Raw genomic sequence first — 25,933 nt, 5'->3', positions numbered from 1 at the left:
AATGAAAATAATGAAACTGTGCGCGTTTTTACTTCTCAGTGTCCTTTTTGCTGGCTGCAAATCACCGCAGCCGACGTTAAAGGACAATAGTGTGGTCGATACAGCAAATTATTTACTGGGCTCCGGGGATATCGTCAACATTAACGTTGCCGGTCAACCTGACCTGACCATGAAAGTAGTACTTGATAATAGTGGGGCTATTAATTACCCCTATATTGGCAAGCTGGAATTAAAGGGCAAAACCGCCAGTCAGGTTGATGCAGAGATTACGCAACGCCTGCGTAATGGCTTTGTGCTTAATCCAATGGTGACCGTAAATATCGCCGAATTCCGTAAGTTCTATATCTCTGGTGAAGTTGAGAACCCGAATGGCTATTCCTATGAGCCGGGTATGACCGTGGAAAAAGCCATCGCGCTTGCGGGGGGTTATACCGACCGGGCAGACCGTACGGATCTCAGCATTCGTCAATCATCCTCCGGTGAGTTACTCGAAAACGTTGATGTCACCCACTCCGTTCTCCCGGGCGATCTCGTAATTATTGGCATAGGGTTCTTCTGACCATGAAACTATCAATAGTGGAAAATGGCAAAAAGCGAGAAAGCGCTATCGATATCGCCAGATTTGCCAGAGAAATTAAAAAGAATTCCTGGAAAATCGTTCTCTCCGGCGTGATTGCCGGGGCGATTGCCTGGCCATTAATGAGTTTGATGTCATCGAAGTATGTTTCCACTGCCACGGTACTGATTAAAGCTCAGCCGGACAATGTTTCACCTTTCCAGAAAGTGGAAGGCTATGACTCCACCCGTAACGGGTACTACGAAACGCAAAACGCGCTGATGCAATCGCGCGTGGTGCTTGAGCAAGCCATTCGCACGCTGAAACTCGATCAAAACCCGGCGTTTAACGGCGAGGGGGCTGGCAGTAGCGCAACCCCGGCGAGCGAACAGCAGCGGGTTGATCATGCCCTGAAAACGCTGCAGAAGGATCTGACGATCAGCAACGTGCGTACGACCCATTTGTCTACCGTCTCCTATGAATCCACCTCGCCACAGCTGGCGGCGGATATCGCCAATGGCGTGGCGGAGTCGTTTATTAATTACACCCTTGCGCTCAAGCAGCAAAAAACGGCGAAGGCGAGGGAAGATAACCAGCAGAAGCTGCAGGAACTCCAGCAGCAAATGGTGCAGCAAAAGACCGCGCTGGATAGCTATCTGGCAAAAGAGGGGCTGCTAACCTTCCGTGGCGTTGATGGCTTTGAAACGGAGCAGATGGGCATTATCACCAACCGCCTGGCGAATGCGACCGAGCGTCGGGTAGCGGCGGAGTCTGTTTATAACGAAATCCGCTCCGGTGGCTCGCGGGGGCAAGTCATTTCGCTGCCATCCATCTCAAATCACGCCCAGATCCAGGATCTACGCATTGCCCTGATCCAGGCCAACAGCGAGCTTTCCCAACTGGAGAAATCCTACGGTCCCCAGCATGACAAAGTGATCCAGGCCCGGGCGCGTATCAGCGCCATTCAGGCGCAAACGGCGATGACGCTCAGGGAGCAGGAGGCTGGGATACGCCAGACCTACGAGGCGGCGCTGGCGGACGAAAAAAATTACCAGAAGCAGCTGGAAGAGCAGAAAGCGAACTTCCAGAAGCTTTCCCTGAAGCGTGACGGCTACAACGATCTCAAGCTGGCGCTGGATAAAACCGAAGAGATGTACAAGATGGCCTATCAGCGCACGCAGGAGCTGGCACTACCCGGCTCTTATTCCGATGCGGATGCGGAGATCTACGATCCTGCCGTGCCCGCAGCGCAGCCAGCTAAACCGAACAAGCCGCTGCTGATGCTGATGATTGTGCTGCTGGTGATGCTCTTCTACGTGATGTACATCATGGTGAAAACGGCCACGGACAAGTCGGTGAACACCCTCAGCCAGATGCAAAAACGGCTGAATCTGATGCCGCTGGGTGAGATCCGCCGCTTTAAAGGCGTGGGCGGACGCAGCAAAATCCGCGATCTGATGATGAGCGATCCGCTGAACGCGGACGTTATTCACAGCATGCGCACGCAGATCATGCTCAGCAGCCATCCGCTGCAGGTGATTACCGTGACGTCTGCGGAAGGCGGCGAGGGACGGACGCTGCTGGCGAATCTGCTGGCGAGCTCCTTCAGCTTCGACCAGAAAACGCTGCTTATCGATATGGACTTCTTTAACAGCGACGGGCTGTCGGGCGAGCTGGGCTCACCGAAGGCGCCTGGCGTGGCAGAAGTACTGCGCGGCGACAACGCGACCGACAACGTGCTGGTGAAGATCAACGATAATCTCGATTTTCTGCCGCGCGGCAATACGCCGGTCTCGGCGCTGCTGTTGCTGTCGCCTGAACGGTTAAAACCGCTGATTGATTCGCTGCGTAGCTGCTACCAGCGCATCATTGTCGATGTCGCCGCCGTGAATCAGAGCCAGGAAGTGCAGCTGGTTAACCAGGTAACGGACGGTCTGATCTTTGTCCTCAAAGCGGGTCTGAACACCGCCGACACCACTGGACCGGCGATTGAGAAAGCGACCCACCACCACAATGTGATTATCGGCGGCGTGCTGAACCAGGTCGTGGATAAAAATCTGGAGAGTAAAGAGGGACTGCGTTCACTTAACTACCATACGCATGAACTGATGAATAACACAGGCCGGGCATGAGTCTTCTCAAGAGCGCCTCCACGATCGCAGGGTCATCAGTTATTTCACAGCTGATTGGTGCCCTGTCGATCTGGCTCATTTCGCATAAGTACGATCTTGGCGAAGTGGGGCTCTACGCGCTCAACTACAGTATTGCCCTGATTGGGGCCCAGGTCTGTACCTTTGCCTCGCAGCTGTTGATCCCCAGACAACAGGATGACGAGCTGGCCCAGAATGTGGTGTTTTGTCTTCTGCAAAGCCTGACCATCGCCATTCCTTATGCGGTGCTGACGGGCTGGCTGTTTCACCAGAATATGCTTTTTCTTTACCTGCTCACGCTCTCGAATACCTGGGTGCTGATAGCCGAGAACCTGTCGCTGCGTACGGCAAACTTTCGCTTTCTGGTGGTGCAACGCATCTCCGTCTCGGTGGTGGTGGTGGTCTCCGTGCTGCTCACCCACCAGGTGATGGCCTTTTACTGGATGTGGGCGATCCTGATGATGGCACTGACCAGCGCCTGCATCTTGCGGGCGTTTGATATTCGCACCGTCACCCTGCATCACCTGTGGCCCTCCAGTAACCTGGCGTTCCTGAAAAAAAATATCCACCACATTACCAAAGTGGGCAGTGCCGAAGTGCTGGCGATGGCTAATAACAACCTGCCGATCATGCTCATCAACTTCTGGTTCTCGGCCTTAACGGCGGGCTACTTCTCGGTGGTGAGCCGCTTCTGCCTGGCCCCGGTGGTGATTGTCGGCAATGCGGTGCGGAACACCATTTTCTCGAAATGGTCGATTGATTTCAGAAACAACGTCTTCAACTACGAAGAGTATACGAAGGTCCGCCTGCTGCTGTTGGTGCTGGGTGTGATCTGCACGCTGGGGGTCTTCATCTTCTATCCGATTGTGATGAACCTGGGGTTCAGCGAGGAGTGGGTCGCCTCCGTGCCAACCTCGCGCTATATGCTGCCCTACCTTTTCCCGGCGCTGGCGGTCTGTCCGCTGACGGTGATTGAGCTGATTTTCGGCTCGCACCGCTACTTCCTGCGGATCCAGCTGGAGCAACTGGCGATCGTGGTCATCGCGTTTGTCATCGTGCCGTATGTCTACAATGACTATGCGACCTCCATCATCTTATTTTCGATTCTGACGTTCATTCGCTACGCCTTCATCTACCTGAAGGTGAATAAGCGCGCCGACATTCTGAAAAACGGGTCAGTGGCATCATGAATCTTAATACCGGACATTACTTATACACGTTCACCCTGCTGACCCTCATCTTCTGCGGGCTGGTGCAGTACTTCACCGGTGAGCTGGCGGTGCTGTGGCTCCCCTTCTTCATGACGATGCTGATGGCCGGTTTCCTCCTGTTGCAGACCCGCTATGAACCCGTGCGGCTGGATGCGCAGGAAGCGATTGTTCTGACGTTGTATCTCTCGTTTATCGTGCTGGCGGGGATTTCGACCCTGTTCCAGGGCGGGGCGCTGATTACCCTTATCGGGTTTAAGAATGAGATTGCGCTCTCGCTGGTGATGCTTTGTCTGCTGCTGGGCTTCTGCCGGGAATCGCAGATTTATCAGGTGACGCGCGGCCTGTACTGGATTTTTTATATTCAGTTTCCGGTTGCGCTCTACCAGCTCCTCTTTGTGGTGCCGCAGCGCGTGGCGTTACACGGCGAAGAGGAAAAATGGGACTCCGTGGTGGGGACGTTCGGTGGCGACCCGATGGGCGGGGGAAACACCGCCGCGATGGGGTTGTTCTGTCTGCTGATCATGCTGCTGAAGGTCTCGGAGTATAAGCATGGGCTGACCAGCTTTAAAAACATGGCGTTGCATATCGCGCTGGGGTTTGTGATGTGCATTATTGGTGAAGTGAAATTCGTGATCCTGCTGTCGCCGTTGCTGCTGGGCTGGGTGTGGCTTATGCCCTCCTGGGTCAAAGAGGCGAGTAAGGTAAATTTAGCCGTGCTGCTCTCCATTCTGGTGGCGATGGTGTTGTTAATCGGGCTGGCCATTGTCATTCTCGCCTACAGCTATACCGCCGCTTATGGCATCGACATGTCAGAAAACCCGTTCACGGTTTTCTTTGGTTCACTCAGCTATATTTTCGATCCGAATTTCATCTTGCCAGGCGGGGAGATCGGGCGTTTTACCACCCTGACGTTCTGGCTCCAGCATAACGACCTGTCGGGGTTGCCGGGCACGCTGTTCGGCTACGGGCTGAATGCCACCAACAGCGGCAGCTTCCTCTCGCCAGGTTTCCTGAATCAGGTCTATAACCTGATCCTCGACAGTACCGCCATGAGTATGCTGCTCTGGGAAGTGGGCGTGGTGGGCACACTGATATTTATTGGGCTATTTGTTTATATACTGAAAGTGGTTCAGCCTGAACCGCTGCTGTCCGTTGACCAAATTGATAAACAGGATCTCCAGCTTCTGAGCTTTGCACCGGCATTTAATGTTTTTGCCATCGCCTGTCTGCTTAGTCTGCCCTACAGTCAGATACTGATGATCGTGCCAATGCTGCAATTCTTATTCTATTTATCTTTAGGTTCCAGCTTGATTATCCGCCGGACCGTACGCCGTTATACGGGGCTCTATTGATGTACAAACCGTTTATTACCGTAAGTATTAAAACGTTTAACGAAGCTGAATGTATTGAGAAAACCATCGACAGTATTCGCAGCCAGATCGTGGAGTATCCGCATAAAATTATCGTTGCCGACAGTCTTTCTACGGATAACACCCAGCAGCTGGCCAGCGATAAAGGGGTGATGGTGGTGTCGTTAACCGAACCGGCAGACCGCTGTTGCGGTGTCGGGCATCAGCTGGGCTACCTTCACAGCGAAGGGGAGTTCATTCTGCTGATGGATGGCGATATGGAGCTGGAGCCGGGCTTTATCGATCGGGCGGTGGCGTTTCTGCAGGAAAACCCTGAGTATGCTGGCGTGGCCGGCACGGTGGAGATGGACGACGCCTCAAACTATGAATTTACCTCCCGCAAACAGCGCATCAATAAGATCTATCCGCTGGGCGACTGCGACCATTTAGGCGGTGGCGGCCTGTATCGCCTGTCGGCGATTGCCGACATCGGTTATCTGACCAACCGCAGCCTGCACGCCTATGAAGAGGCGGAACTGGGCATTCGCCTGCTGACCGCGGGCTATAAGCTGCATCGCCTGAACGTGCCCTATTTCCGCCATACCTCCTACACCATGCCGACTTTTAAAATGCTGCGCTATCGCTGGAAGAGCGGGTTTCATCAGGCGCCGGGAGAACTGCTGCGCAGCGCATGGGGCAAGCCCTGGTTTCGCGATGCGCTGATGCTGGTGAAAAACGAAGTGATTTTCGCGAGTTACATCTTTATCGTTCTGATTGTGTTCTTCACTTTCGACGTCAGCCTGATCGACATTGCGCTGCTGCCGTTGCTGGCCTTCATCCTGCTGAAAACCATTCGCAACCGCTCATTAAAAAACGGCCTCAACAGCGTGATTAATCTGGCGGTGCTCTCTGCCGGGCTGGTTAAAGGTCTTTTCCACCCCCTTCGCGATCCCAGGGTGCCACCGGGCAATAAAGTTATTCATGAGCAGGTAGAGTAATGAAAGTCTTACTGGTGAATAAGTTCTTCTTTATCAAAGGAGGAGCTGAAACGGTCTATTTTCAGGAACGTAACATGCTGAAAGAGGCCGGGGTGGAGGTGATTGATTTCTCAATGCAGCACGAGAAAAATTTTCCCTCTGACTATGCGGACTACTTCGTCACTAATGTGGATTACCACAAAGAGGGCGGCCTGCTGGCGGGAGCAAAAACCGCCATCAGCTTTATTCACAACCGGGAGGCGTGCAAAAAAATGCTGGCGCTGCTGGAGCAGACGCGCCCGGAGATCGTCCATTTCCACAATATTTATCATCAGCTGACGCCTGCGCTGATTAAAGTCGCCCGGGATTTCGGCTGTAAGACGGTGCTAACCGCTCACGACTATAAAATTATGTGTCCCTCCTACTCCATGCTGCGTGACGGCAAGGTGTGTGATGCCTGCGTGACCGGCAGCGTGTTTAATGCGTTTCGCTATCGCTGCCAGGAGGGCTCGGCGGCGAAGAGTCTGCTGCTGTCGTTAGAAGCGACCTGGCAGTACATCGCGCAAAATTATCAGGCGCTGGACGTGATTGTCTCCCCGAGCGAGTTTCTGCGTAACGAGCTGAGGCGCTCGCTGCCGGACTCCCGTATCGATGTCATCGTGAACGGTATTGACGATAGTCAGCAGCCGGAAGAGGGTCCGGACGAAGGTTATCTGCTCTACGTTGGCCGCCTGAGCCGTGAAAAAGGGGTGCCGACGCTGACCCAGGCGCATCAGCTTATGCGGAATAAAATGCCGTTAAAGGTGGTCGGCCACGGGCCGCTGTATGACGACATGGTAAAAACCTTTCCCCATGCGGAGTTCCTCGGCTATGTGCAGCAAGGGCCGGAGCTGGATGCGCTGATTAAACATGCCCGGGCGGTGGTGCTGCCCTCTGAATGTTATGAGAACTGCTCCATGGCGGTGCTGGAGGCGATGTCGTTCGCCCGCCCGGTGGTGGGGGCCCGCATTGGCGGCATCCCGGAGCAGATACGACACGGTATTGAAGGATTGCTGTTTGAACCTGGCAATGCTCAGGATCTGGCCGATGCGCTGGACGTGATCGCGGAAAATCCGCAGCAGGCCCGGGAGATGGGGCAGAAAGGCCGCGAACGACTTTGCCAGAAATACTCACTGCGTAAGCACATGGAGACGTTGCAGGCGCTCTACCGCGAGCTGCTCGACGGGCGATAACATGGCAAAAAAAATCACGGTGTTGGGTACCCGCGGCATCCCGGATGTCTTAGGCGGCGTTGAAACCCATTGTCAGAATCTCTACCCGGCTATCCGCCAGCAGTATGAGGTGGAGATTTGCGTCATTGCCCGGTCACCCTACGTACCCTATCGGCGCTCACGCTACAAAAACGTGGAGACCCTGGCGCTGTGGGCGCCCAAAAAACGCAGTTTCGAGGCCATTGTGCACTCTGTTATTGCTGCGTTGAGGACATTCGTCGATCGATCCGATATTGTGCATGTTCACGCCATCGGACCGGGCCTCGTGGTGCCGCTGTTACGCCTGCTGGGTAAACGCGTGGTCTTTACTCATCACGGGCCGGATTACGATCGCCAGAAGTGGGGCAAGATGGCGAAAAAAATCCTCATGCTCGGCGAGAAAGTGGCGGTGAAGTATGCCAACGAAGTGATTGTGATCTCCGAGGTGATTAACCAGCTGATCCAGCAGAAATACCACCGTTATGATGCGCATCTGGTTTATAACGGGGTTAACGTGCCGGGCCCGCTGGATAAAGAGACAATCGATAAGATCCTCGGACGGTATGATTTACAGCCAGGGCGCTACATTGTGATGGTCGGGCGTTTTGTTGAAGAGAAGGGGATGCATGATGCCATCGCCGCATATCAACAGTCGGGCCTGACGCTGCCGCTGGTGCTGGTGGGGGATGCGGATCATCCCTCTGAATACAGTTTGCGTTTGAAACAGCTCGCGTTTGACACGCCTGGCGTGGTGATGACGGGGTTTTTAAAGGGCGAGGCGTTGCAGGTTGTCTTCTCTCAGGCATCGCTCTTTGTGATGCCATCGTACCATGAGGGTTTACCCATTGCGCTGCTTGAGGCGATGTCCTATTCCCTGCCAGTGGTGGTAAGCGATATCCTGCCGAACCTCGAGGTCGGTTTGCCGGATGAGACCAGTTTTAAGCTGGGAAACGTTGCTGATTTAGCAGCAAAAATGGCAAGTCAGGCGCATTTACCCCGCGTTGATTACGGCGATTTTCTGAAGCGTTACAACTGGGATGAAATCGCCAGGAAAACCGTCTCCATTTACCACAGATTAGAAAAATCAATAGGTTAAAATTGACCAGTAAGCCCAGAAACCCGATCGTTATCGATCGTTTTTACGAAGTGCTTGATAAGAACGTTACCGCTCAGCTGACGCCTGAGCAAAAAGAGGAGATCGAGAGCGCGATCGTCTCAATCACTCTGGCGTCGCGGCACCGGATCGATATCCGTAAAAGTTTCCCTTTCTTCGGCAAACGCCTCTATATGGTGTTTTTACTGGGGCGGGATCTCCGCGCGCGTACGCGCCCGGAGTCAAGACTGTCGCGTATCGTGGTCACTTTTCTCATCCTGTTCGCCACGCTTTTCCTGCTGTGTTGCGTGCTGTTGACGCTATATATGATCAAATCAGCGTTGGGGATAGACCTGTTCCAGCACTTTCACGTCGGGATCTGGGACTGGTGGCTTAACCTGAAGTATCAGTAAATAACAGGACTTTTCGGGCGCGGTGCTCAGTCATCGCGCTGATTGTCGGTATTGTCACTTAGCTAAAAAGACGCTTTCGGTGATTCACCATCACTTTATAGGCCAGCTTTTTAAGGGTGGAAAGTAGGCTGAAAGTCAGGTGTTTTGTATCGTAGACAATATAGTTATCGGTAAAGTTTAACGTGTGGATACCGTCACTGTTATTAATCGACGGGCTTATTTTACCGACCAACTTTTCTTCATATTTATGCGGCGTCAGATTGGTCAATTCTTTGATGAATATGGATTTTCCATAAAAACCAGCACTGCACTCTTGGGTAAAGAGGTAGGTTTTATCGTTGATCGAGTAGGGCTTTCCGGCGCCTCTGGCATGCATATTACAGATATCCAGGTCAGGAGAAATTTGCTGCCAGTCACCGAGAATAGCGTCTGAGGTGTGGATCACGAGCTCATTGTCCATGGTGGTGGAGGCCATGAAATTCACGCCATTCAGCTCAAAAATTACGTTATCCGTCACGGCCATATCGGAAATCAGGACTTTCACCTTTTCCCAGCGCGCGGGAAAATCAACCGACTGGAACAAAATGACCTCTTTCCGCTCAGCAGATTCCGGGATCATAAACAGTTTGCCGTCGAGTTCGAACAGGAAGGGAAAGGAGAGGTGGCATTTTAAATCGTCAAACCCCTCGAGCTTAACGTCCTCTATCTCCTCCAGGTCTTTATTAAGGACACGGCAGCGCAGTACCCCCTTTGAGGTGAGGAAGGAGAAAGCTTCATAAAAAACATACAGCCGCTCACCTTTATCGATAATAAAAGGATCGGCCTGGAAAATATATTTTTTATCAAGCTGCCGTGCTTTCGCATTACAGAGAATATCCAGCGTGTTTTCCGGGAAAACATGCTGGCCGTGGCTGTTGATGACCATAATGTCCCACGACTCATGGAAGAACAGCTTTTTGATTATTCTGTTATTTTTATTGAACATTTTACCATGGTACTCATGAGTAAATATGAATAAACTCAGAAATAAGCGGTGTCTTTAGTCCCAGAAGTATGAAAGGTGAATCATAACACTCGCTCTTCCCGCGCAGTAACATATCAACATTAGCCCAGCGTTTACGCATGGAAATAGTAATATTGGGTGAGTCCGGGAATATATCGTGTGAAATAAAATCTTCTCTGTTGGACGTAGCTCTCTGGGGAAAGGAGTATTTAATGTGCATTAACAAACTGCCACGCCGTAAAAAGCGGTTGTTACTTCTTGTCGCCGGAGCAGTGCTACTCCTTTCAGGGGGCGCCTGGGCGGAACGCGCAGACAGGTTACAAACGGTGAATCCGCCCGCCCTTAACGGCCCTCTGGCAAACCCGGGAAGCGGTGTTGCCCGTTTTCACGATCAGGACTTAAGCATTGCCGACTATCCGGCGACGGGTCTTGAGTATCGACGCTATTACTGGCGCGAAGTGGAGCCGCGAGAAGGGCAGTACAATTTTGAGCTGGTGGATGAGGGGTTTGCTGCTGCGGCCGCGCATCAGCCGGCCATGAATGTCGGTCTGCGGTTTATGATCCTCGATGGGCCGGAGTCGGGCTCAGAGATCCCCCAATGGCTTATCGATAAAGGGATCAAAGGCACCTGGACACCGGATCACAAAACCTTTGCCCCCGATCTGGACGATCCCACCTATATGGCTTATGCCCGGCGCCTGCTGCAGGCATTTGGCGCGCGCTATAACAATAACCCGGAACTGGCGTTCATCGATATCGGGATGGTCGGCGCATGGGGAGAGTGGCACAACAGTAACTTCCCGAACCTGCCGCCGTTACAGGAGCGCTATCCGTCCGCGCTGCTCAACCAATACGTTGATATGCATTTCAGCGCTTTCCCTGACACACCTAAAATCATGCTGATTAACGGCTATGATTCCGTGGCCTATGCGGCAAAAAAAGGGGCTGGCTGGCGGGCGGACTGTTGGGGAGACTGGCGCAACTTCAGCCCCACCTGGAGTCACATGGCCAAAGATTACCCGGAACGTATCGCGGCGGCGCAGTCAGCCTGGCCGGGGTTCAACGAGGCATGGAAAAAAGCGCCTGTCAGCCTGGAGATTTGCGGTCATATGGCGGAATGGCTGACCGAGCAGAAGTATACGCGCGAAGAGGTACAGGCCACCTTTGACTGGGCGCTGGCGCAGCATGCCAGCACCTTGAACATTAAATCTACCGAAATACCGAAGGTCTATCGCGATATCGTCGACAAGGCGCTGGCCAAAATAGGCTATCGCTTCCGGGTGGTATCGCTGACCCATCCGGCGAGCGTGCATGCAGGAGAGGCCCTGTCGCTCAATAGCCAATGGTCAAATGATGGCGTGGCGCCCGTTTATCTACGTTATACCCTGGCCTGGCGGCTGCAGGATAATGGCGGGAGCACGGTTGCCCAGGGCAGCGCCGGGGATGATATCCGTCAGTGGCTGCCGGGCAGGCACAATTCGGCTTATCAACTGGCTACTCCGCGTAACCTTGCGGCGGGGCGCTATCAACTGGACGTGGCGCTGGTGGATAAACACAACAAAGCGCGTATTCAGCTGGCTAACGAGGGGAAACTCAATGATGGCTGGTACAGGCTGTCGTCTATCGTGATTAACTGACCAGTTTCTTTCTATATATAGAAAGCTTCTCCCGATGCGCTCAGGAAGCCCTTTCCTGGGCTTCCTGATGAAGAATATCGTTCTCTTTGTGGATAACTCTGTGGGCAAGCAGGTATAAGGCGGGCTTTTGCTGGGGAATGCAGCAGTCAGTCATTTTTATGACATTTAAGGGTTGCGGGCGCCGGAGAACTGCCTATAATGCGCCTCCATCGACACGGCAGATGTGAATCACTTCACACTAACAGCCGGGCCGGTTGAGGAGAAAAGCAAAAATAATCGCTTGACTCTGAAAGAGGAAAGCGTAATATACGCCACCTCGCAACGGTGAGCGAAAGCCGCGTTGCACTGCTCTTTAACAATTTATCAGACAATCTGTGTGGGCACTCAAAGTGACATGGATTCTTAATGTCCTCGGACAATAAATGAATACCAAGTCTCTGAGTGAACACGTAATTCATTACGAAGTTTAATTCACGAGCATCAAACTTAAATTGAAGAGTTTGATCATGGCTCAGATTGAACGCTGGCGGCAGGCCTAACACATGCAAGTCGAACGGTAGCACAGAGAGCTTGCTCTCGGGTGACGAGTGGCGGACGGGTGAGTAATGTCTGGGAAACTGCCTGATGGAGGGGGATAACTACTGGAAACGGTAGCTAATACCGCATAACGTCGCAAGACCAAAGAGGGGGACCTTCGGGCCTCTTGCCATCGGATGTGCCCAGATGGGATTAGCTAGTAGGTGGGGTAATGGCTCACCTAGGCGACGATCCCTAGCTGGTCTGAGAGGATGACCAGCCACACTGGAACTGAGACACGGTCCAGACTCCTACGGGAGGCAGCAGTGGGGAATATTGCACAATGGGCGCAAGCCTGATGCAGCCATGCCGCGTGTATGAAGAAGGCCTTCGGGTTGTAAAGTACTTTCAGCGAGGAGGAAGGCATTGTGGTTAATAACCGCAGTGATTGACGTTACTCGCAGAAGAAGCACCGGCTAACTCCGTGCCAGCAGCCGCGGTAATACGGAGGGTGCAAGCGTTAATCGGAATTACTGGGCGTAAAGCGCACGCAGGCGGTCTGTTAAGTCAGATGTGAAATCCCCGGGCTCAACCTGGGAACTGCATTTGAAACTGGCAGGCTTGAGTCTTGTAGAGGGGGGTAGAATTCCAGGTGTAGCGGTGAAATGCGTAGAGATCTGGAGGAATACCGGTGGCGAAGGCGGCCCCTGGACAAAGACTGACGCTCAGGTGCGAAAGCGTGGGGAGCAAACAGGATTAGATACCCTGGTAGTCCACGCCGTAAACGATGTCGACTTGGAGGTTGTGCCCTTGAGGCGTGGCTTCCGGAGCTAACGCGTTAAGTCGACCGCCTGGGGAGTACGGCCGCAAGGTTAAAACTCAAATGAATTGACGGGGGCCCGCACAAGCGGTGGAGCATGTGGTTTAATTCGATGCAACGCGAAGAACCTTACCTACTCTTGACATCCAGAGAACTTGGCAGAGATGCCTTGGTGCCTTCGGGAACTCTGAGACAGGTGCTGCATGGCTGTCGTCAGCTCGTGTTGTGAAATGTTGGGTTAAGTCCCGCAACGAGCGCAACCCTTATCCTTTGTTGCCAGCGATTCGGTCGGGAACTCAAAGGAGACTGCCAGTGATAAACTGGAGGAAGGTGGGGATGACGTCAAGTCATCATGGCCCTTACGAGTAGGGCTACACACGTGCTACAATGGCGCATACAAAGAGAAGCGACCTCGCGAGAGCAAGCGGACCTCATAAAGTGCGTCGTAGTCCGGATTGGAGTCTGCAACTCGACTCCATGAAGTCGGAATCGCTAGTAATCGTAGATCAGAATGCTACGGTGAATACGTTCCCGGGCCTTGTACACACCGCCCGTCACACCATGGGAGTGGGTTGCAAAAGAAGTAGGTAGCTTAACCTTCGGGAGGGCGCTTACCACTTTGTGATTCATGACTGGGGTGAAGTCGTAACAAGGTAACCGTAGGGGAACCTGCGGTTGGATCACCTCCTTACCTTAAAGAACCTGCCTTTGCAGTGCTCACACAGATTGTCTGATGAAAAGTAAATAGCAAGGCGTCTTGCGATTGAGACTTCAGTGTCCCCTTCGTCTAGAGGCCCAGGACACCGCCCTTTCACGGCGGTAACAGGGGTTCGAATCCCCTAGGGGACGCCACTTGCTGGTTTGTGAGTGAAAGTCACCTGCCTTTATATCTCAAAACTAACTCATCGAGTTACGTTTGAGATATTTGCTCTTTAAAAATCTGGATCAAGCTGAAAATTGAAACGACACACTGTGTCTGTTCTCCGTAATAAGAACAGATGAAGGTGTGTTCGAGTCTCTCAAATTTTCACAATCAGAAGTGAAACAGCTTCGGGTTGTGAGGTTAAGCGACTAAGCGTACACGGTGGATGCCCTGGCAGTCAGAGGCGATGAAGGACGTGCTAATCTGCGAAAAGCGCCGGCGAGGTGATATGAACCCTTGACCCGGCGATGTCCGAATGGGGAAACCCAGTGTGTTCCGACACACTATCGTTAGCTGAATACATAGGCTAACGAGGCGAACCGGGGGAACTGAAACATCTAAGTACCCGAGGAAAAGAAATCAACCGAGATTCCCCCAGTAGCGGCGAGCGAACGGGGAGCAGCCCGGAGTCTGAATCAGCTTGTGTGTTAGTGGAAGCGTCTGGAAAGTCGCAGGGTACAGGGTGATACTCCCGTACACGAAAACACACTTGCTGTGAACTCGAAGAGTAGGGCGGGACACGTGGTATCCTGTCTGAATATGGGGGACCATCCTCCAAGGCTAAATACTCCTGACTGACCGATAGTGAACCAGTACCGTGAGGGAAAGGCGAAAAGAACCCCGGCGAGGGGAGTGAAAAAGAACCTGAAACCGTGTACGTACAAGCAGTGGGAGCATCCTTCGGGGTGTGACTGCGTACCTTTTGTATAATGGGTCAGCGACTTATATTCTGTAGCAAGGTTAACCGTATAGGGGAGCCGAAGGGAAACCGAGTCTTAACTGGGCGTTAAGTTGCAGGGTATAGACCCGAAACCCGGTGATCTAGCCATGGGCAGGTTGAAGGTTGGGTAACACTAACTGGAGGACCGAACCGACTAATGTTGAAAAATTAGCGGATGACCTGTGGCTGGGGTGAAAGGCCAATCAAACCGGGAGATAGCTGGTTCTCCCGAAAGCTATTTAGGTAGCGCCTCGTGAATTCATCTCCGGGGGTAGAGCACTGTTTCGGCTAGGGGGCCATCCCGGCTTACCAACCCGATGCAAACTGCGAATACCGGAGAATGTTATCACGGGAGACACACGGCGGGTGCTAACGTCCGTCGTGAAGAGGGAAACAACCCAGACCGCCAGCTAAGGTCCCAAAGTCATGGTTAAGTGGGAAACGATGTGGGAAGGCACAGACAGCCAGGATGTTGGCTTAGAAGCAGCCATCATTTAAAGAAAGCGTAATAGCTCACTGGTCGAGTCGGCCTGCGCGGAAGATGTAACGGGGCTAAACCATGCACCGAAGCTGCGGCAGCGACACTATGTGTTGTTGGGTAGGGGAGCGTTCTGTAAGCCTGCGAAGGTGTGCCGTGAGGCATGCTGGAGGTATCAGAAGTGCGAATGCTGACATAAGTAACGATAAAGCGGGTGAAAAGCCCGCTCGCCGGAAGACCAAGGGTTCCTGTCCAACGTTAATCGGGCAGGGTGAGTCGACCCCTAAGGCGAGGCCGAAAGGCGTAGTCGATGGGAAACAGGTTAATATTCCTGTACTCGGTGTTACTGCGAAGGGGGACGGAGAAGGCTATGTTGGCCGGGCGACGGTTGTCCCGGTTTAAGCATGTAGGCGGAGGTTCCAGGTAAATCCGGTACCTTGTTAACGCTGAGGTGTGATGACGAGGCACTACGGTGCTGAAGCAACAAATGCCCTGCTTCCAGGAAAAGCCTCTAAGCATCAGGTAACATCAAATCGTACCCCAAACCGACACAGGTGGTCAGGTAGAGAATACCAAGGCGCTTGAGAGAACTCGGGTGAAGGAACTAGGCAAAATGGTGCCGTAACTTCGGGAGAAGGCACGCTGATATGTAGGTGAAGCCCCTGCGGGTGGAGCTGAAATCAGTCGAAGATACCAGCTGGCTGCAACTGTTTATTAAAAACACAGCACTGTGCAAACACGAAAGTGGACGTATACGGTGTGACGCCTGCCCGGTGCCGGAAGGTTAATTGATGGGGTTAGCGGCAACGCGAAGCTCTTGATCGAAGCCCCGGTAAACGGCGGCCGTAACTATAACGGTCCTAAGGTAGCGAAATTCCTTGTCGGGTAAGTTCCGACCTGCACGAATGGCGTAATGATGGCCAGGCTGTCTCCACCCGAGACTCAGTGAAATTGAAATCGCTGTGAAGATGCAGTGTACCCGCGGCAAGACGGAAAGACCCCGTGAACCTTTACTATAGCTTGACACTGAACACTGGTCCTTGATGTGTAGGATAGGTGGGAGGCTTTGAAGTGTGGACGCCAGTCTGCATGGAGCCGTCCTTGAAATACCACCCTTTAATGGCTGGTGTTCTAACGTGGACCCGTGATCCGGGTTGCGGACAGTGTCTGGTGGGTAGTTTGACTGGGGCGGTCTCCTCCTAAAGAGTAACGGAGGAGCACGAAGGTCAGCTAATCCTGGTCGGACATCAGGAGGTTAGTGCAATGGCATAAGCTGGCTTGACTGCGAGAGTGACGGCTCGAGCAGGTGCGAAAGCAGGTCATAGTGATCCGGTGGTTCTGTATGGAAGGGCCATCGCTCAACGGATAAAAGGTACTCCGGGATAACAGGCTGATACCGCCCAAGAGTTCATATCGACGGCGGTGTTTGGCACCTCGATGTCGGCTCATCACATCCTGGGGCTGAAGTAGGTCCCAAGGGTATGGCTGTTCGCCATTTAAAGTGGTACGCGAGCTGGGTTTAGAACGTCGTGAGACAGTTCGGTCCCTATCTGCCGTGGGCGCTGGAGAATTGAGGGGGCTGCTCCTAGTACGAGAGGACCGGAGTGGACGCATCACTGGTGTTCGGGTTGTCATGCCAATGGCACTGCCCGGTAGCTAAATGCGGAAGAGATAAGTGCTGAAAGCATCTAAGCACGAAACTTGCCCCGAGATGAGTTCTCCCTGACCCTTCGAGGGTCCTGAAGGAACGTTGAAGACGACGACGTTGATAGGCCGGGTGTGTAAGCGCAGCGATGCGTTGAGCTAACCGGTACTAATGAACCGTGAGGCTTAACCTTACAACGCCGAAGCTGTTTCGGTGGGTTTGAGAAGATTTTCAGCATTGATTCAGAGTTAAGTACACAATAGTTTGCGCAGCAGCAAGGCGGCAAGCGAAGGAAAGGAAGGAGCATACTGAAGTATGTGACTGACTTTACGAGTGCGGCCAACGCGGCTGATGCGATAAAGTATTGTGTACAGAGCACCAAGAATTTGCCTGGCGGCTGTAGCGCGGTGGTCCCACCTGACCCCATGCCGAACTCAGAAGTGAAACGCCGTAGCGCCGATGGTAGTGTGGGGCCTCCCCATGCGAGAGTAGGGAACTGCCAGGCATCAAACAAGCCGAAAGCCCATCCTCACGGATGGGCTTTTTGCGTTTCTGCGCCGCAGCACGCCGAACGACGCTGCGCTTATCGGCCTGAATGTATTTCTTCCTTCGTTTATTTCCCCTTTTCAACAGGATCGCGCATGTACCAGCAGTCGATCTTTTAACTGATGCATGTCTGGCGCCTTGAGTCGCGTTATGAGGCCCTTTTTAAGCGATGTTGTACCAAAGATGTCAGTGGGGTGAACCGCTGTCTGCGGCACGAAGAGATACGTTACGTGAGAGATGCAAGAGGCCATAAGCAGGCTTGAAGGAGGGGGAGCTGACAGAACCCTGAAAAGCAAAAACCCGCCTTTTGGGCGGGTTCTTTAAATAGTGGTGCCCGGACTCGGACTAACGCCGCAGGCGTTGAACAGCGCGCTTGTCGCGCTGGCCCCGGAGGGGTGAGCCGCTTGCGGCGAATAATCGAACATCGTTCGATAAAGAGTCCGGCTCTCAGAAAGCAAAAACCCGCCTTTTGGGCGGGTTCTTTAAATAGTGGTGCCCGGACTCGGAATCGAACCAAGGACACGGGGATTTTCAATCCCCTGCTCTACCGACTGAGCTATCCGGGCAACGAGGCGCATTAAACCGTAATCACGTACAATCGTCAACCTTATTTCGGGAATCGCTGTTCAATTGCTTAAGTTTGCGGCAATCTGTCGGTTTACGCGTCGATTTTGCACAAATCTTCCAGACAGAAAGGTCATCTCGGGCAATGCTGAAAGCCAAAAAGGGGGCGCGACGGTGAAAGACTGGCTTGAGCTGCGACAGCATGCAGATACGGGAATAGAAACGATCAAGGCGCACTTTGAAGGGCATGCCTTTGATCCTCACTGGCACGACAGTTATCTGGTTGGCATCACCCTCAGCGGTACCCAGCAGTTTCATTGCCGTCGTGAACGTCATCGTAGCCATCCGGGTGATGCGTTTCTGCTTGAGCCGGGTGAGATCCACGACGGTGATGCCCCTGTTGCGGGGGGCTTCACCTATCTGACGTTCTATCTTGATGAGCGCTGGTTGACCGATACCCTGCATGGCCTGTATGACTCAACACCCGGCAGCTATTCGTTGCATTTCACGCAAACCCTGACCCGCGAGCCGCAACTGGTACGCGCCATTGGCGACACCTTTGCGACGCTGCACACTGACGAGATGAAGATCGTCCAGCAAAGCACGATGGATAATCTGCTCTCTCAACTGACCTCCCATTGCCACTGGCGCAGAAAATTGCCCTCACAGTTGCAGAGCGCGGCGGTGGCGCACCGGGCGCGGGACTATCTCTATGCCCACTTGGGCGACAATATTGGCCTCTCCGATCTGGCCCGGGAGACGGGCACCGATCGCTTCACGCTCACCCGCTGCTTTAAGCGTGAGTTTCACCTGGCCCCTCATGCGTGGCTGATTCAGCTGCGGCTGGCAAAAGCGCGGCAGTTTCTGGCCCGCGGGGATCAGCCCGTCGATGTAGCGGCAGCGCTGGGGTTTGCCGATCAAAGCCATCTCGGGCGCTGGTTCCAGCGCGCCTATCGCATTACGCCAGCCCACTACCGGAGGTTGTGCACAAACCTTCCAGACGTTTCCAGAAAATAGCGGCACTGTCAGGGCTCTGATAAAAAGGAGCCACCTGTGAACCTGATACCGTTTCTGTTATTTGCTTTTGTCGCCTCGATAACGCCGGGGCCCACCAATATTCTGATCCTGACCAACAGCCAGCACTACGGCGTGAAGGCGATCCTGCCTGCGCTGGTGAGTGCCTGCGCGGCAGCCAGCGCCATTGTGCTGATTTCGGGAGCCGGAGCGGGTGAGATGCTGCGGCAGTATCCGCTGGTGCGCCAGGTGATGAGCTGGGCCGGGGTGTTGTGGTTAAGCTGGATGAGCTGGCAGCTTTTTTGCGCGCCTGCGGCAAATTTATCCGGGGATACCTATACCCGCTTCACCGCGCGTGCCGCGGCGCTATTGCAGATTATCAATCCCAAAACCTGGATGATGGCGCTGGCGGTTGTCAGCCTGTTTGCACCGGCGGGAGAGGGGGCATTGCGGGAGATCGCGCTGATGGCGCTCTGGTTTTTACTGATTTCGGTGGCCTGCCTGCTGGGCTGGGCATGGCTGGGGCAGGCGGTAAACAGGCTGTTTCGCACCCCTGCCGCCATGGTGCGTTTTCAGCGCCTGATGGCGCTCTGTCTCTTTATTTCTGCCTGGGCGGGGATGCTGGCTTAAGTCAGCGCCCCACCTTTGCGACATTGCGCGAAATGCAGAATATCTTCCGCCAGCCGCTGGGCAGTATCGACATCGGCCTGGCTTCGATTCACCAGCATCCGGCTAAGACAGCCTTCTATGATCAGATCCATCTGCTTCGCCACCATCGCCGGGTCGTCCACTTCAAGGGTGGTCAGCAATTCATGCGTAAAGTCATGAGAGGCGCGTTTTTGCTGATCGGCCAGTTGATGGATCGGATGGTCGGGATCCGGGTAAAAGGTGCAGGCGGCAATAAACAGGCAGCCCGGATAGCGGTGATTACGCACGCATTCGGTGAGCGCGGAATAGCGCGCCATGAGTTTTTGCTCTGCCGAGAGCTCGGTGTTAAGCATCAGTTGCCTGCGCCAGGTATCCACCTGCTGGCTCAGGTAGCGCAGGGCATCGTACAGCAGCGCCTCTTTATCGGGCCAGAAACGACGTAGTTCATCCAGAGGATAATTGACACGTTCAGCAACCATCTCCAGCGAGGTGCTGGCTATCCCTTGTATTTCAAGCAACTGCAGGGTTGCGCCCAGAACATCTTCACGTTGCACGGTTTATTCCTCCGTCTACTTTCGTACTTTCCCGCTTAAAGTGTCGTTTACGGTTGGCGATTGCGCAAATGCGCACTGAACGCGGCGGCATTCATAAAGCCGGTTACCCGTTGAGCGGGCTGCTCCTCACCCTGAGCGTTGAAAAACAGGATGGTGGGCAGACCGAGTACATTCAGCGCCTTCAGCAGGGCTTTGTCCTCTGGACCGTTTGCTGTGACGTTAGCCTGCAAAAGAACGGTATCGTTCAGAGCATTTTGCACCTGTGGGTCGCTGAAAGTGTATTTTTCAAACTCCTTGCAGGCGACGCACCAGTCGGCGTAGAGGTCGAGCATCACCGGTTTACCTTGCGCCTGAGCCAGCGCGCGATGTAAGTCATCGACGTTCTTAACCGGCATAAAATTCAGGTGGGCCTGGCTTTGCGCGGCCGGTGCGCCAAATGCCCAGTCCTGTAGCGGACGCACGCTGACCAGCGCGGCGGCAAGCAGCAGGATTTGCACAATGCGGATCCACGGCTTGCGGGCACTAAGGCTGCTGATAAAGGCCCAGCTAAAGAAGGCCACGCCCAGCATCGCCCACAGGCGCAGGCCCCAGACATCACCGATCACGCGCTCGAGCAGGAAGACCGGCAAGGCCAGGATCACAAAGCCAAACGCGGTTTTGACCGTCTCCATCCACGGGCCGCTTTTCGGCAGCAGACGGTTACCGAATACCGTCACCAGAATCAGCGGCAGACCCATTCCCAGGGCATAGAGATAGAGCGTGCCACCGCCGAGCCACATATTGCCGCTCTGGGCGATGTAGAGCAGGATCGCGCTGAGTGGCGCCGTGGTGCAGGGCGAGCAGATCAGCCCGGCGATAGCGCCCATGGCAAACACGCCCCCCACGGAGCCGCCCTGCTGACGGTTGCTCATCAGCGTTAAGCGGGTTTGCAGGGAGGAAGGCAACTGCAGGCTGAAGAGACCAAACATCGACAGCGCCAGCAGGACAAAGACGATCGACAGCCCGATGAGCACCCACGGATGCTGGAGCGCTGCCTGAAACTGGAGCCCAGCCGCCGCGACCACCAGACCGAGGGCGGTATAGGTGAGCGCCATCCCCTGCACGTAAATAAGCGCCAGCAACAGCGCGCGGGCGGTAGAGAGGCGCTGCTTACCGCCGAGCACGATGCCGGAGATGAGCGGGTACATGGGCAGCACACACGGCGTGAAGGCGATGCCAATGCCGATCAGCAAGGCCCAGAGGGCGGAGAAGGGCAGTTCACTGCCGGTTTTTGCTGGGGCCGTTTCCCTCTTCTCAGGAGAGACGGGAAGAGATGCAGCAGCCGCTTTGACTTCGCTCAGCGGCACCACTTTCGTCTCTGGCGGATAGCATAGCCCGGCGTCGGCACAGCCCTGATAAGTGACCGTCAGGGTGGCGCCTTTAGCGGCCTGATCCACCGTTACGGGAACTGACAGCTGGCCCCGGTAGATTTCGCTTTTGCCGTAGAATTCGTCTTCGTGGGCGACGCCCGCAGGCAACTGGAGTTTGCCAACCTGCGCCTGAGCGGGCGTGATGCTGATCTGCTTGCGATAGAGGTAATAGCCCTCCTTCACATTCCAGTTGAGAGTCAGTTCATGCTGGTTTTGCTGAAAATCGAACACGAAAGCTTGATCGGCAGGGGTGAAGTTCGAGCGGCCGGGTGCATCAAACAACCCGGCAAAAACGGATGTGCTGCACAGCAGCAGGATTAGCGTAAGGAAGCGTTGAGCCATGAGAGATAGTCGTTATCGCCGTGGAGCACTGGCAGCACCAGCAGCTCCGGAGTCTGGTAAGGGTGATGCAATTTGAGGCAGTCGAGGAGCGCTTGCTGTTTCGCCACGCTCGATTTGAGCAGCATCTGCACTTCATACTCCTGTTCCAGTTTGCCTTCCCAGTAGTAAAGGGAGGTGGCGCCGGGGAGGATGGTCACGCAGGCGGCGAGCTTATCTGCCAGCACTTTGGCAGCCAAATCCTGAGCGGTCGCTTCATCGGGGGCGGTACAGAGTACAACAACAGTGTCAGGCGTGTTCACAGGTCGACCTCGTTATCGCAAAAAAATCACTATACCACGACGGGACGCTGCTCATTAATGAATCGGGCCGCTAAGCGGCCCGACTTTAACTCTTTTTACAACCAAAAAGGATTTACAGCACAATCCCGCCGATGATGAAGCCGAGGATCACGCACAGGGTAATGGCAATCACACCCGGGATCAGGAAGGCGTGGTTAAAGACATATTTACCGATGCGGGTTGAGCCAGTGTCATCCATCTCGACCGCGGCCAGCAGGGTCGGGTAGGTTGGCAGCACAAACAGCGCCGAGACGGCAGCAAAAGAGGCAATGGCGGTGAGCGGTGAGACGCCCAGCATCAGTGCCGCAGGCATCAGCGCCTTGGTGGTGGCCGCCTGAGAGTAGAGCAGGGTCGCGGCAAAGAACAACACCACCGCCAGCAACCACGGATAATTATGCAGCAGGTCGCCCGCCACGGTCTGGATATCGGTGATGTGCGCTTTTACAAAGGTATCGCCCAGCCAGGCCACGCCCAACACACACACGCAGGCGCTCATACCGGATTTGAAGGTGCTGGCGTTGAGCACTTCGCTGGTGTCGATTTTACAGGTGATGCTAATCAGCGTGGCGATGGTCAGCATAAACACCACGATCGCTTCGTTACGCGGCAGGACCGGGTTCTTGATCAACCCAACGGTATCGCTGATGGCGGTGGCGTAGAACATCACCGCGACAATGCCGATCAGGAACAGCAGCACGGAGCGCTTAGCGTGTGGCTTCAGGATAAACGCCTGGCTGCCGCGCAGCTTCACTTCGCCTTTTGCCAGACGCTCCTGATAGACCGGATCGTCTTTCAGCTCGGCGCCGAGGAAGTTACAGAACACCGCGGTGATCATCACGGCAATCAGGGTCACCGGAATACAGATCGCCAGCAGCGTCAGGTAGCTCACGCCCAGCGGCTCAAGGATACCGGCAAAGAACACCACTGCCGCCGAGATGGGCGAGGCGGTGATGGCAATCTGCGATGCGACAACGGCGATAGAGAGCGGACGGGAGGGGCGGATGCCCTGCTCTTTCGCCACTTCGGTTATCACCGGCAGGGTGGAGAATGCAGTATGGCCGGTACCGGCCAGAATGGTCATAAACCAGGTGACCAGCGGAGCAAGGAAGGTAATGTATTTTGGATGACGGCGCAGCATACGCTCCGCCAGACTCACCAGATAGTCCATACCGCCTGCAACCTGCATGGCTGCGATAGCGGCGATAACCGCCATGATGATTTCAATAACGTCAAACGGGATAGCACCGGGTTTAATCTGGAGAAAGAGAGTGAGGACAAGCACGCCGAGACCCCCGGCGAAACCGATGCCGATCCCCCCGAGTCTTGCGCCTAAGTATATCGCCAACAGGACGATGACGAGTTCTGCTCCGAACATAAGTTCCTACCTTGCTTATTAACAAGTTGATATTAAATTGTTGTGTTTTGGTAACGCCTAAAAAGAAAAAAGGCACGTCATCTGACGTGCCTTCATGAAGTTTAACCTGAACTGTTATTGTTCACTTTCATCCGTATATCTTTTTGCTTTATAGGCCGGGTGCATTAAGTTTTGCGCGGAGAAGATATCATCCAGCTCGGCTTCTGTCAGCAAGCCACGCTCAAGTACGACCTCTCGTACGCTCTTACCGGTTTCCGCACAGATCTTACCGACGATGTCGCCGTTGTGATGACCGATGAACGGGTTGAGGTAAGTGACGATCCCGATGGAGTTATAGACGTAGCTTTCACATACCGCTTTGTTGGCGGTGATGCCGTTGATGCATTTTTCCAGCAGGTTGTAGCAGGCGTTGGTCAGGATATGAATGGATTCAAACATCGCCTGGCCAATCACAGGTTCCATCACGTTCAGCTGCAGCTGACCCGCCTCGGAAGCCATGGTAACGGTAATGTCGTTGCCGATGACTTTGAAGCACACCTGGTTAACCACCTCTGGCACCACCGGGTTCACTTTGGCTGGCATGATGGAGGAGCCCGCCTGCAATTCCGGCAGGTTGATTTCGTTCAGACCGGCACGTGGCCCGGAAGAGAGCAGGCGCAGGTCATTACAGATCTTGGAGAGTTTCACCGCCAGGCGTTTCAGCGCACTGTGCACCATCACGTAGGCGCCGCAGTCGGAGGTGGCTTCAATCAGGTCTTCTGCTGGCACCACCGCCAGGTTGGAGACTTCGGCCAGCTTCTGCACCGCCAGCTGCTGATAGCCGTCCGGGGTATTCAGACGCGTACCAATCGCCGTTGCACCCAGGTTCACCTCAAGCAGCAGCTCAGAGGTGCGCATCAGGTTTTTGGTCTCTTCATTCAGCAGCACGTTAAATGCGTGGAACTCCTGACCGAGAGTCATTGGCACTGCATCCTGCAGCTGGGTACGACCCATTTTCAGGATGTCCTGGAATTCGACGGCCTTGTTCTGGAAACCTTCGCCCAGCTGGTTAATGGCATCAACCAGCTTCACGATGGAAGCGTATACGGCGATACGGAAACCGGTCGGATAGGCGTCGTTGGTAGACTGGCATTTATTGACGTGATCGTTCGGGTTCAGGTACTGGTACTCACCTTTCTGGTGGCCCATCAGCTCGAGACCGATGTTTGCCAGCACCTCATTGGTATTCATGTTCACTGACGTGCCCGCGCCGCCCTGATAGACGTCTACCGGGAATTGATCCATGCACTTGCCGTTGTTCAGCACTTCATCGCAGGCGGCGATGATGGTATTGGCGATGCTTTTTGGAATGGTTTGCAGCTCTTTGTTTGCCATGGCTGCCGCTTTCTTCACCATCACCATGCCACGCACAAACTCAGGGATGTCACTGATTTTGCTGTTGCTGATGTAGAAGTTTTCAATCGCTCTCAGAGTGTGAATACCATAATAGGCATCCGCTGGAACTTCCCTGGTACCCAACAAATCTTCTTCGATACGAATGTTGTTTAACATGTGAACCTTCTTTTCAAGCTGCCGATTGATGTACTAAACACACAGTACATATGTGGTTATGTCTATTTTCTGACCGACGATTATCCCCTGAATCGACCAGATACCCGGAATGATATGCTGATGATAGCGAATTGCCGTAACCTGGATCACTTATTATGGACCCAGCGACATGATATTTATCAATCTGTGAAATGAATCACCGCTTTAATATTTCCAGAAAAAATATCCGTGCAAACCGATTGAATTTTGACTAAACGCCTCCATTTCTGACAGACGCGAATCGCAAATTGTTACCGACAGGGGCCGTAACGGCGTCTGCCACACAGGAGAAGCCAGTGCGCTGGATACCGTTAGCTGCAATCTTTCTTTATGTTTATATAGAGATTTCTATTTTTATTCAGGTCGCCCACGTGTTTGGCGTCCTGCTGACCCTGATTCTGGTCATTTTTACATCGGTGATTGGCATGTCACTGGTGCGCAACCAGGGTTTCAAAAATTTCCTGTTAATGCAGCAGAAGATGGCCGCCGGGGAGAGTCCGGCAGCGGAGATGGTCAAAAGCGTGTCGCTGATTATCGCCGGCCTGCTGCTGTTGCTTCCGGGATTCTTTACCGATTTCCTGGGGCTGCTGCTGCTGTTACCGCCTGTGCAGAAACATCTGACCCTGAAGCTACTGCCGCATCTGCGTTTTAACCGGATGCCGGGCGGCGGGTTTAGCGCCGGAACGGGCGGTGGCGAGACCTTTGACGGGGAGTATCACCGTAAGGATGATCAGCGCGACCGTCTGGATCATAAAGACGACCGTTGATGTCAGTTGCCCGGCGGCGCTGCGCTTGCACGGGCCTACGATTTC

General features: G+C 54.0%; 18 protein-coding genes, 2 tRNA genes and 3 rRNA genes. 16 read left to right on the top strand and 7 right to left on the bottom strand.

What is annotated here, in order from left to right:
• Position 1: 1 nt before the first annotated feature.
• From DVA43_RS15985 to DVA43_RS15950, 8 genes are read left to right on the top strand one after another with little or no spacing between them, the layout of a single operon-like run.
• Positions 2 to 559, top strand: coding sequence for a polysaccharide biosynthesis/export family protein (locus tag DVA43_RS15985; RefSeq protein WP_103825453.1), 558 nt, complete (start codon positions 2 to 4; stop codon positions 557 to 559).
• Between the two features lie 2 nt (positions 560 to 561).
• A complete protein-coding gene (locus DVA43_RS15980; RefSeq protein WP_114316114.1) occupies positions 562 to 2,688 on the top strand; it encodes a polysaccharide biosynthesis tyrosine autokinase in 2,127 nt (708 codons plus the stop codon).
• Positions 2,685 to 3,896, top strand: coding sequence for a lipopolysaccharide biosynthesis protein (locus DVA43_RS15975; protein ID WP_114316113.1), 1,212 nt, complete (start codon positions 2,685 to 2,687; stop codon positions 3,894 to 3,896). The genes DVA43_RS15980 and DVA43_RS15975 overlap by 4 nt, the downstream gene beginning before the upstream one ends.
• Positions 3,893 to 5,269, top strand: coding sequence for a capsular biosynthesis protein (locus DVA43_RS15970; RefSeq protein ID WP_114316112.1), 1,377 nt, complete (start codon positions 3,893 to 3,895; stop codon positions 5,267 to 5,269). Before DVA43_RS15975 ends, DVA43_RS15970 begins: the two co-directional genes overlap by 4 nt.
• Positions 5,266 to 6,264 (top strand): glycosyltransferase family 2 protein, encoded by a 999-nt coding sequence (locus DVA43_RS15965; RefSeq protein ID WP_114316111.1) that lies wholly within the window; start codon positions 5,266 to 5,268, stop codon positions 6,262 to 6,264. The genes DVA43_RS15970 and DVA43_RS15965 overlap by 4 nt, the downstream gene beginning before the upstream one ends.
• The gene (locus DVA43_RS15960; protein ID WP_114316110.1) at positions 6,264 to 7,475 is read left to right on the top strand and encodes a glycosyltransferase family 4 protein; all 1,212 of its coding nucleotides are present in this window, start codon (positions 6,264 to 6,266) and stop codon (positions 7,473 to 7,475) included. Before DVA43_RS15965 ends, DVA43_RS15960 begins: the two co-directional genes overlap by 1 nt.
• A 1-nt stretch (position 7,476) precedes the next feature.
• Complete coding sequence (locus tag DVA43_RS15955) at positions 7,477 to 8,589, top strand: glycosyltransferase family 4 protein (protein WP_114316109.1); 1,113 nt, start codon at positions 7,477 to 7,479, stop codon at positions 8,587 to 8,589.
• A 2-nt stretch (positions 8,590 to 8,591) separates the two neighbouring features.
• Complete coding sequence (locus DVA43_RS15950) at positions 8,592 to 8,999, top strand: hypothetical protein (protein WP_114316108.1); 408 nt, start codon at positions 8,592 to 8,594, stop codon at positions 8,997 to 8,999.
• Between the two features lie 58 nt (positions 9,000 to 9,057).
• Here the strand turns inward: DVA43_RS15950 and DVA43_RS15945 are convergent, their stop codons facing one another.
• A complete protein-coding gene (locus DVA43_RS15945; protein WP_114316107.1) occupies positions 9,058 to 9,984 on the bottom strand; it encodes a hypothetical protein in 927 nt (308 codons plus the stop codon).
• Positions 9,985 to 10,220: 236 nt separating this feature from the next.
• Here DVA43_RS15945 and DVA43_RS15940 point away from each other — a divergent pair, with 236 nt between their 5' ends.
• From DVA43_RS15940 to rrf, 5 genes are all read left to right on the top strand, one after another.
• On the top strand, positions 10,221 to 11,639 hold the full coding sequence (locus DVA43_RS15940) for a DUF4832 domain-containing protein (protein ID WP_371414039.1): 1,419 nt from the start codon (positions 10,221 to 10,223) through the stop codon (positions 11,637 to 11,639).
• Between the two features lie 488 nt (positions 11,640 to 12,127).
• Positions 12,128 to 13,666: ribosomal RNA gene (locus tag DVA43_RS15930) — 16S ribosomal RNA — on the top strand.
• Between the two features lie 85 nt (positions 13,667 to 13,751).
• Positions 13,752 to 13,827: transfer RNA gene (locus tag DVA43_RS15925), tRNA-Glu, on the top strand.
• A 209-nt stretch (positions 13,828 to 14,036) separates the two neighbouring features.
• Positions 14,037 to 16,934, top strand: a 23S ribosomal RNA gene (locus DVA43_RS15920).
• A gap of 196 nt (positions 16,935 to 17,130) precedes the next feature.
• Positions 17,131 to 17,246: ribosomal RNA gene (rrf, locus tag DVA43_RS15915) — 5S ribosomal RNA — on the top strand.
• Together the 16S, 23S and 5S rRNA genes with 1 tRNA gene alongside form the textbook arrangement of a ribosomal RNA operon.
• A 531-nt stretch (positions 17,247 to 17,777) precedes the next feature.
• Here rrf and DVA43_RS15905 read toward each other — a convergent pair.
• Positions 17,778 to 17,853 (bottom strand) — tRNA-Phe (locus tag DVA43_RS15905).
• A 172-nt stretch (positions 17,854 to 18,025) separates the two neighbouring features.
• Between DVA43_RS15905 and DVA43_RS15900 the strand changes: the two genes are divergently transcribed.
• Both DVA43_RS15900 and DVA43_RS15895 read left to right on the top strand, forming a co-directional pair.
• The gene (locus DVA43_RS15900) at positions 18,026 to 18,868 is read left to right on the top strand and encodes an AraC family transcriptional regulator (protein ID WP_114316105.1); all 843 of its coding nucleotides are present in this window, start codon (positions 18,026 to 18,028) and stop codon (positions 18,866 to 18,868) included.
• 36 nt (positions 18,869 to 18,904) lie between these two features.
• Positions 18,905 to 19,495 (top strand): LysE family translocator, encoded by a 591-nt coding sequence (locus DVA43_RS15895; RefSeq protein ID WP_114316104.1) that lies wholly within the window; start codon positions 18,905 to 18,907, stop codon positions 19,493 to 19,495.
• On the opposite strand, the gene DVA43_RS15890 is transcribed toward DVA43_RS15895, so the two are convergent.
• The 5 genes from DVA43_RS15890 to aspA all read right to left on the bottom strand — a co-directional run bounded on the left by DVA43_RS15890 (position 19,492) and on the right by aspA (position 25,082).
• Complete coding sequence (locus DVA43_RS15890) at positions 19,492 to 20,067, bottom strand: transcriptional regulator (protein ID WP_103822969.1); 576 nt, start codon at positions 20,065 to 20,067, stop codon at positions 19,492 to 19,494. The genes DVA43_RS15895 and DVA43_RS15890 overlap by 4 nt on opposite strands.
• 47 nt (positions 20,068 to 20,114) lie before the next feature.
• Positions 20,115 to 21,818: a protein-disulfide reductase DsbD gene (locus DVA43_RS15885; protein ID WP_114316103.1), complete on the bottom strand. Its 1,704-nt coding sequence runs from the start codon at positions 21,816 to 21,818 to the stop codon at positions 20,115 to 20,117.
• The gene (cutA, locus tag DVA43_RS15880) at positions 21,794 to 22,117 is read right to left on the bottom strand and encodes a divalent cation tolerance protein CutA (protein WP_103822971.1); all 324 of its coding nucleotides are present in this window, start codon (positions 22,115 to 22,117) and stop codon (positions 21,794 to 21,796) included. Before cutA ends, DVA43_RS15885 begins: the two co-directional genes overlap by 25 nt.
• A 112-nt stretch (positions 22,118 to 22,229) precedes the next feature.
• Complete coding sequence (locus DVA43_RS15875; RefSeq protein WP_103791334.1) at positions 22,230 to 23,531, bottom strand: anaerobic C4-dicarboxylate transporter; 1,302 nt, start codon at positions 23,529 to 23,531, stop codon at positions 22,230 to 22,232.
• A gap of 114 nt (positions 23,532 to 23,645) precedes the next feature.
• Positions 23,646 to 25,082, bottom strand: coding sequence for an aspartate ammonia-lyase (gene aspA, locus DVA43_RS15870; RefSeq protein ID WP_103822972.1), 1,437 nt, complete (start codon positions 25,080 to 25,082; stop codon positions 23,646 to 23,648).
• A 335-nt stretch (positions 25,083 to 25,417) separates the two neighbouring features.
• On the opposite strand from aspA, the gene DVA43_RS15860 reads away from it, so the two are divergent.
• Positions 25,418 to 25,888 carry an FxsA family protein gene (locus DVA43_RS15860; protein ID WP_114316102.1) on the top strand — a complete coding sequence of 157 codons (471 nt, stop codon included), beginning with the start codon at positions 25,418 to 25,420 and terminating at the stop codon, positions 25,886 to 25,888.
• Positions 25,889 to 25,933: the final 45 nt, after the last annotated feature.

Origin of the sequence: Leclercia sp. W6, assembly GCF_003336345.1 — a bacterium.
Lineage (GTDB): Bacteria > Pseudomonadota > Gammaproteobacteria > Enterobacterales > Enterobacteriaceae > Enterobacter.
This window is presented reverse-complemented; position numbering and strand designations above follow the sequence as displayed.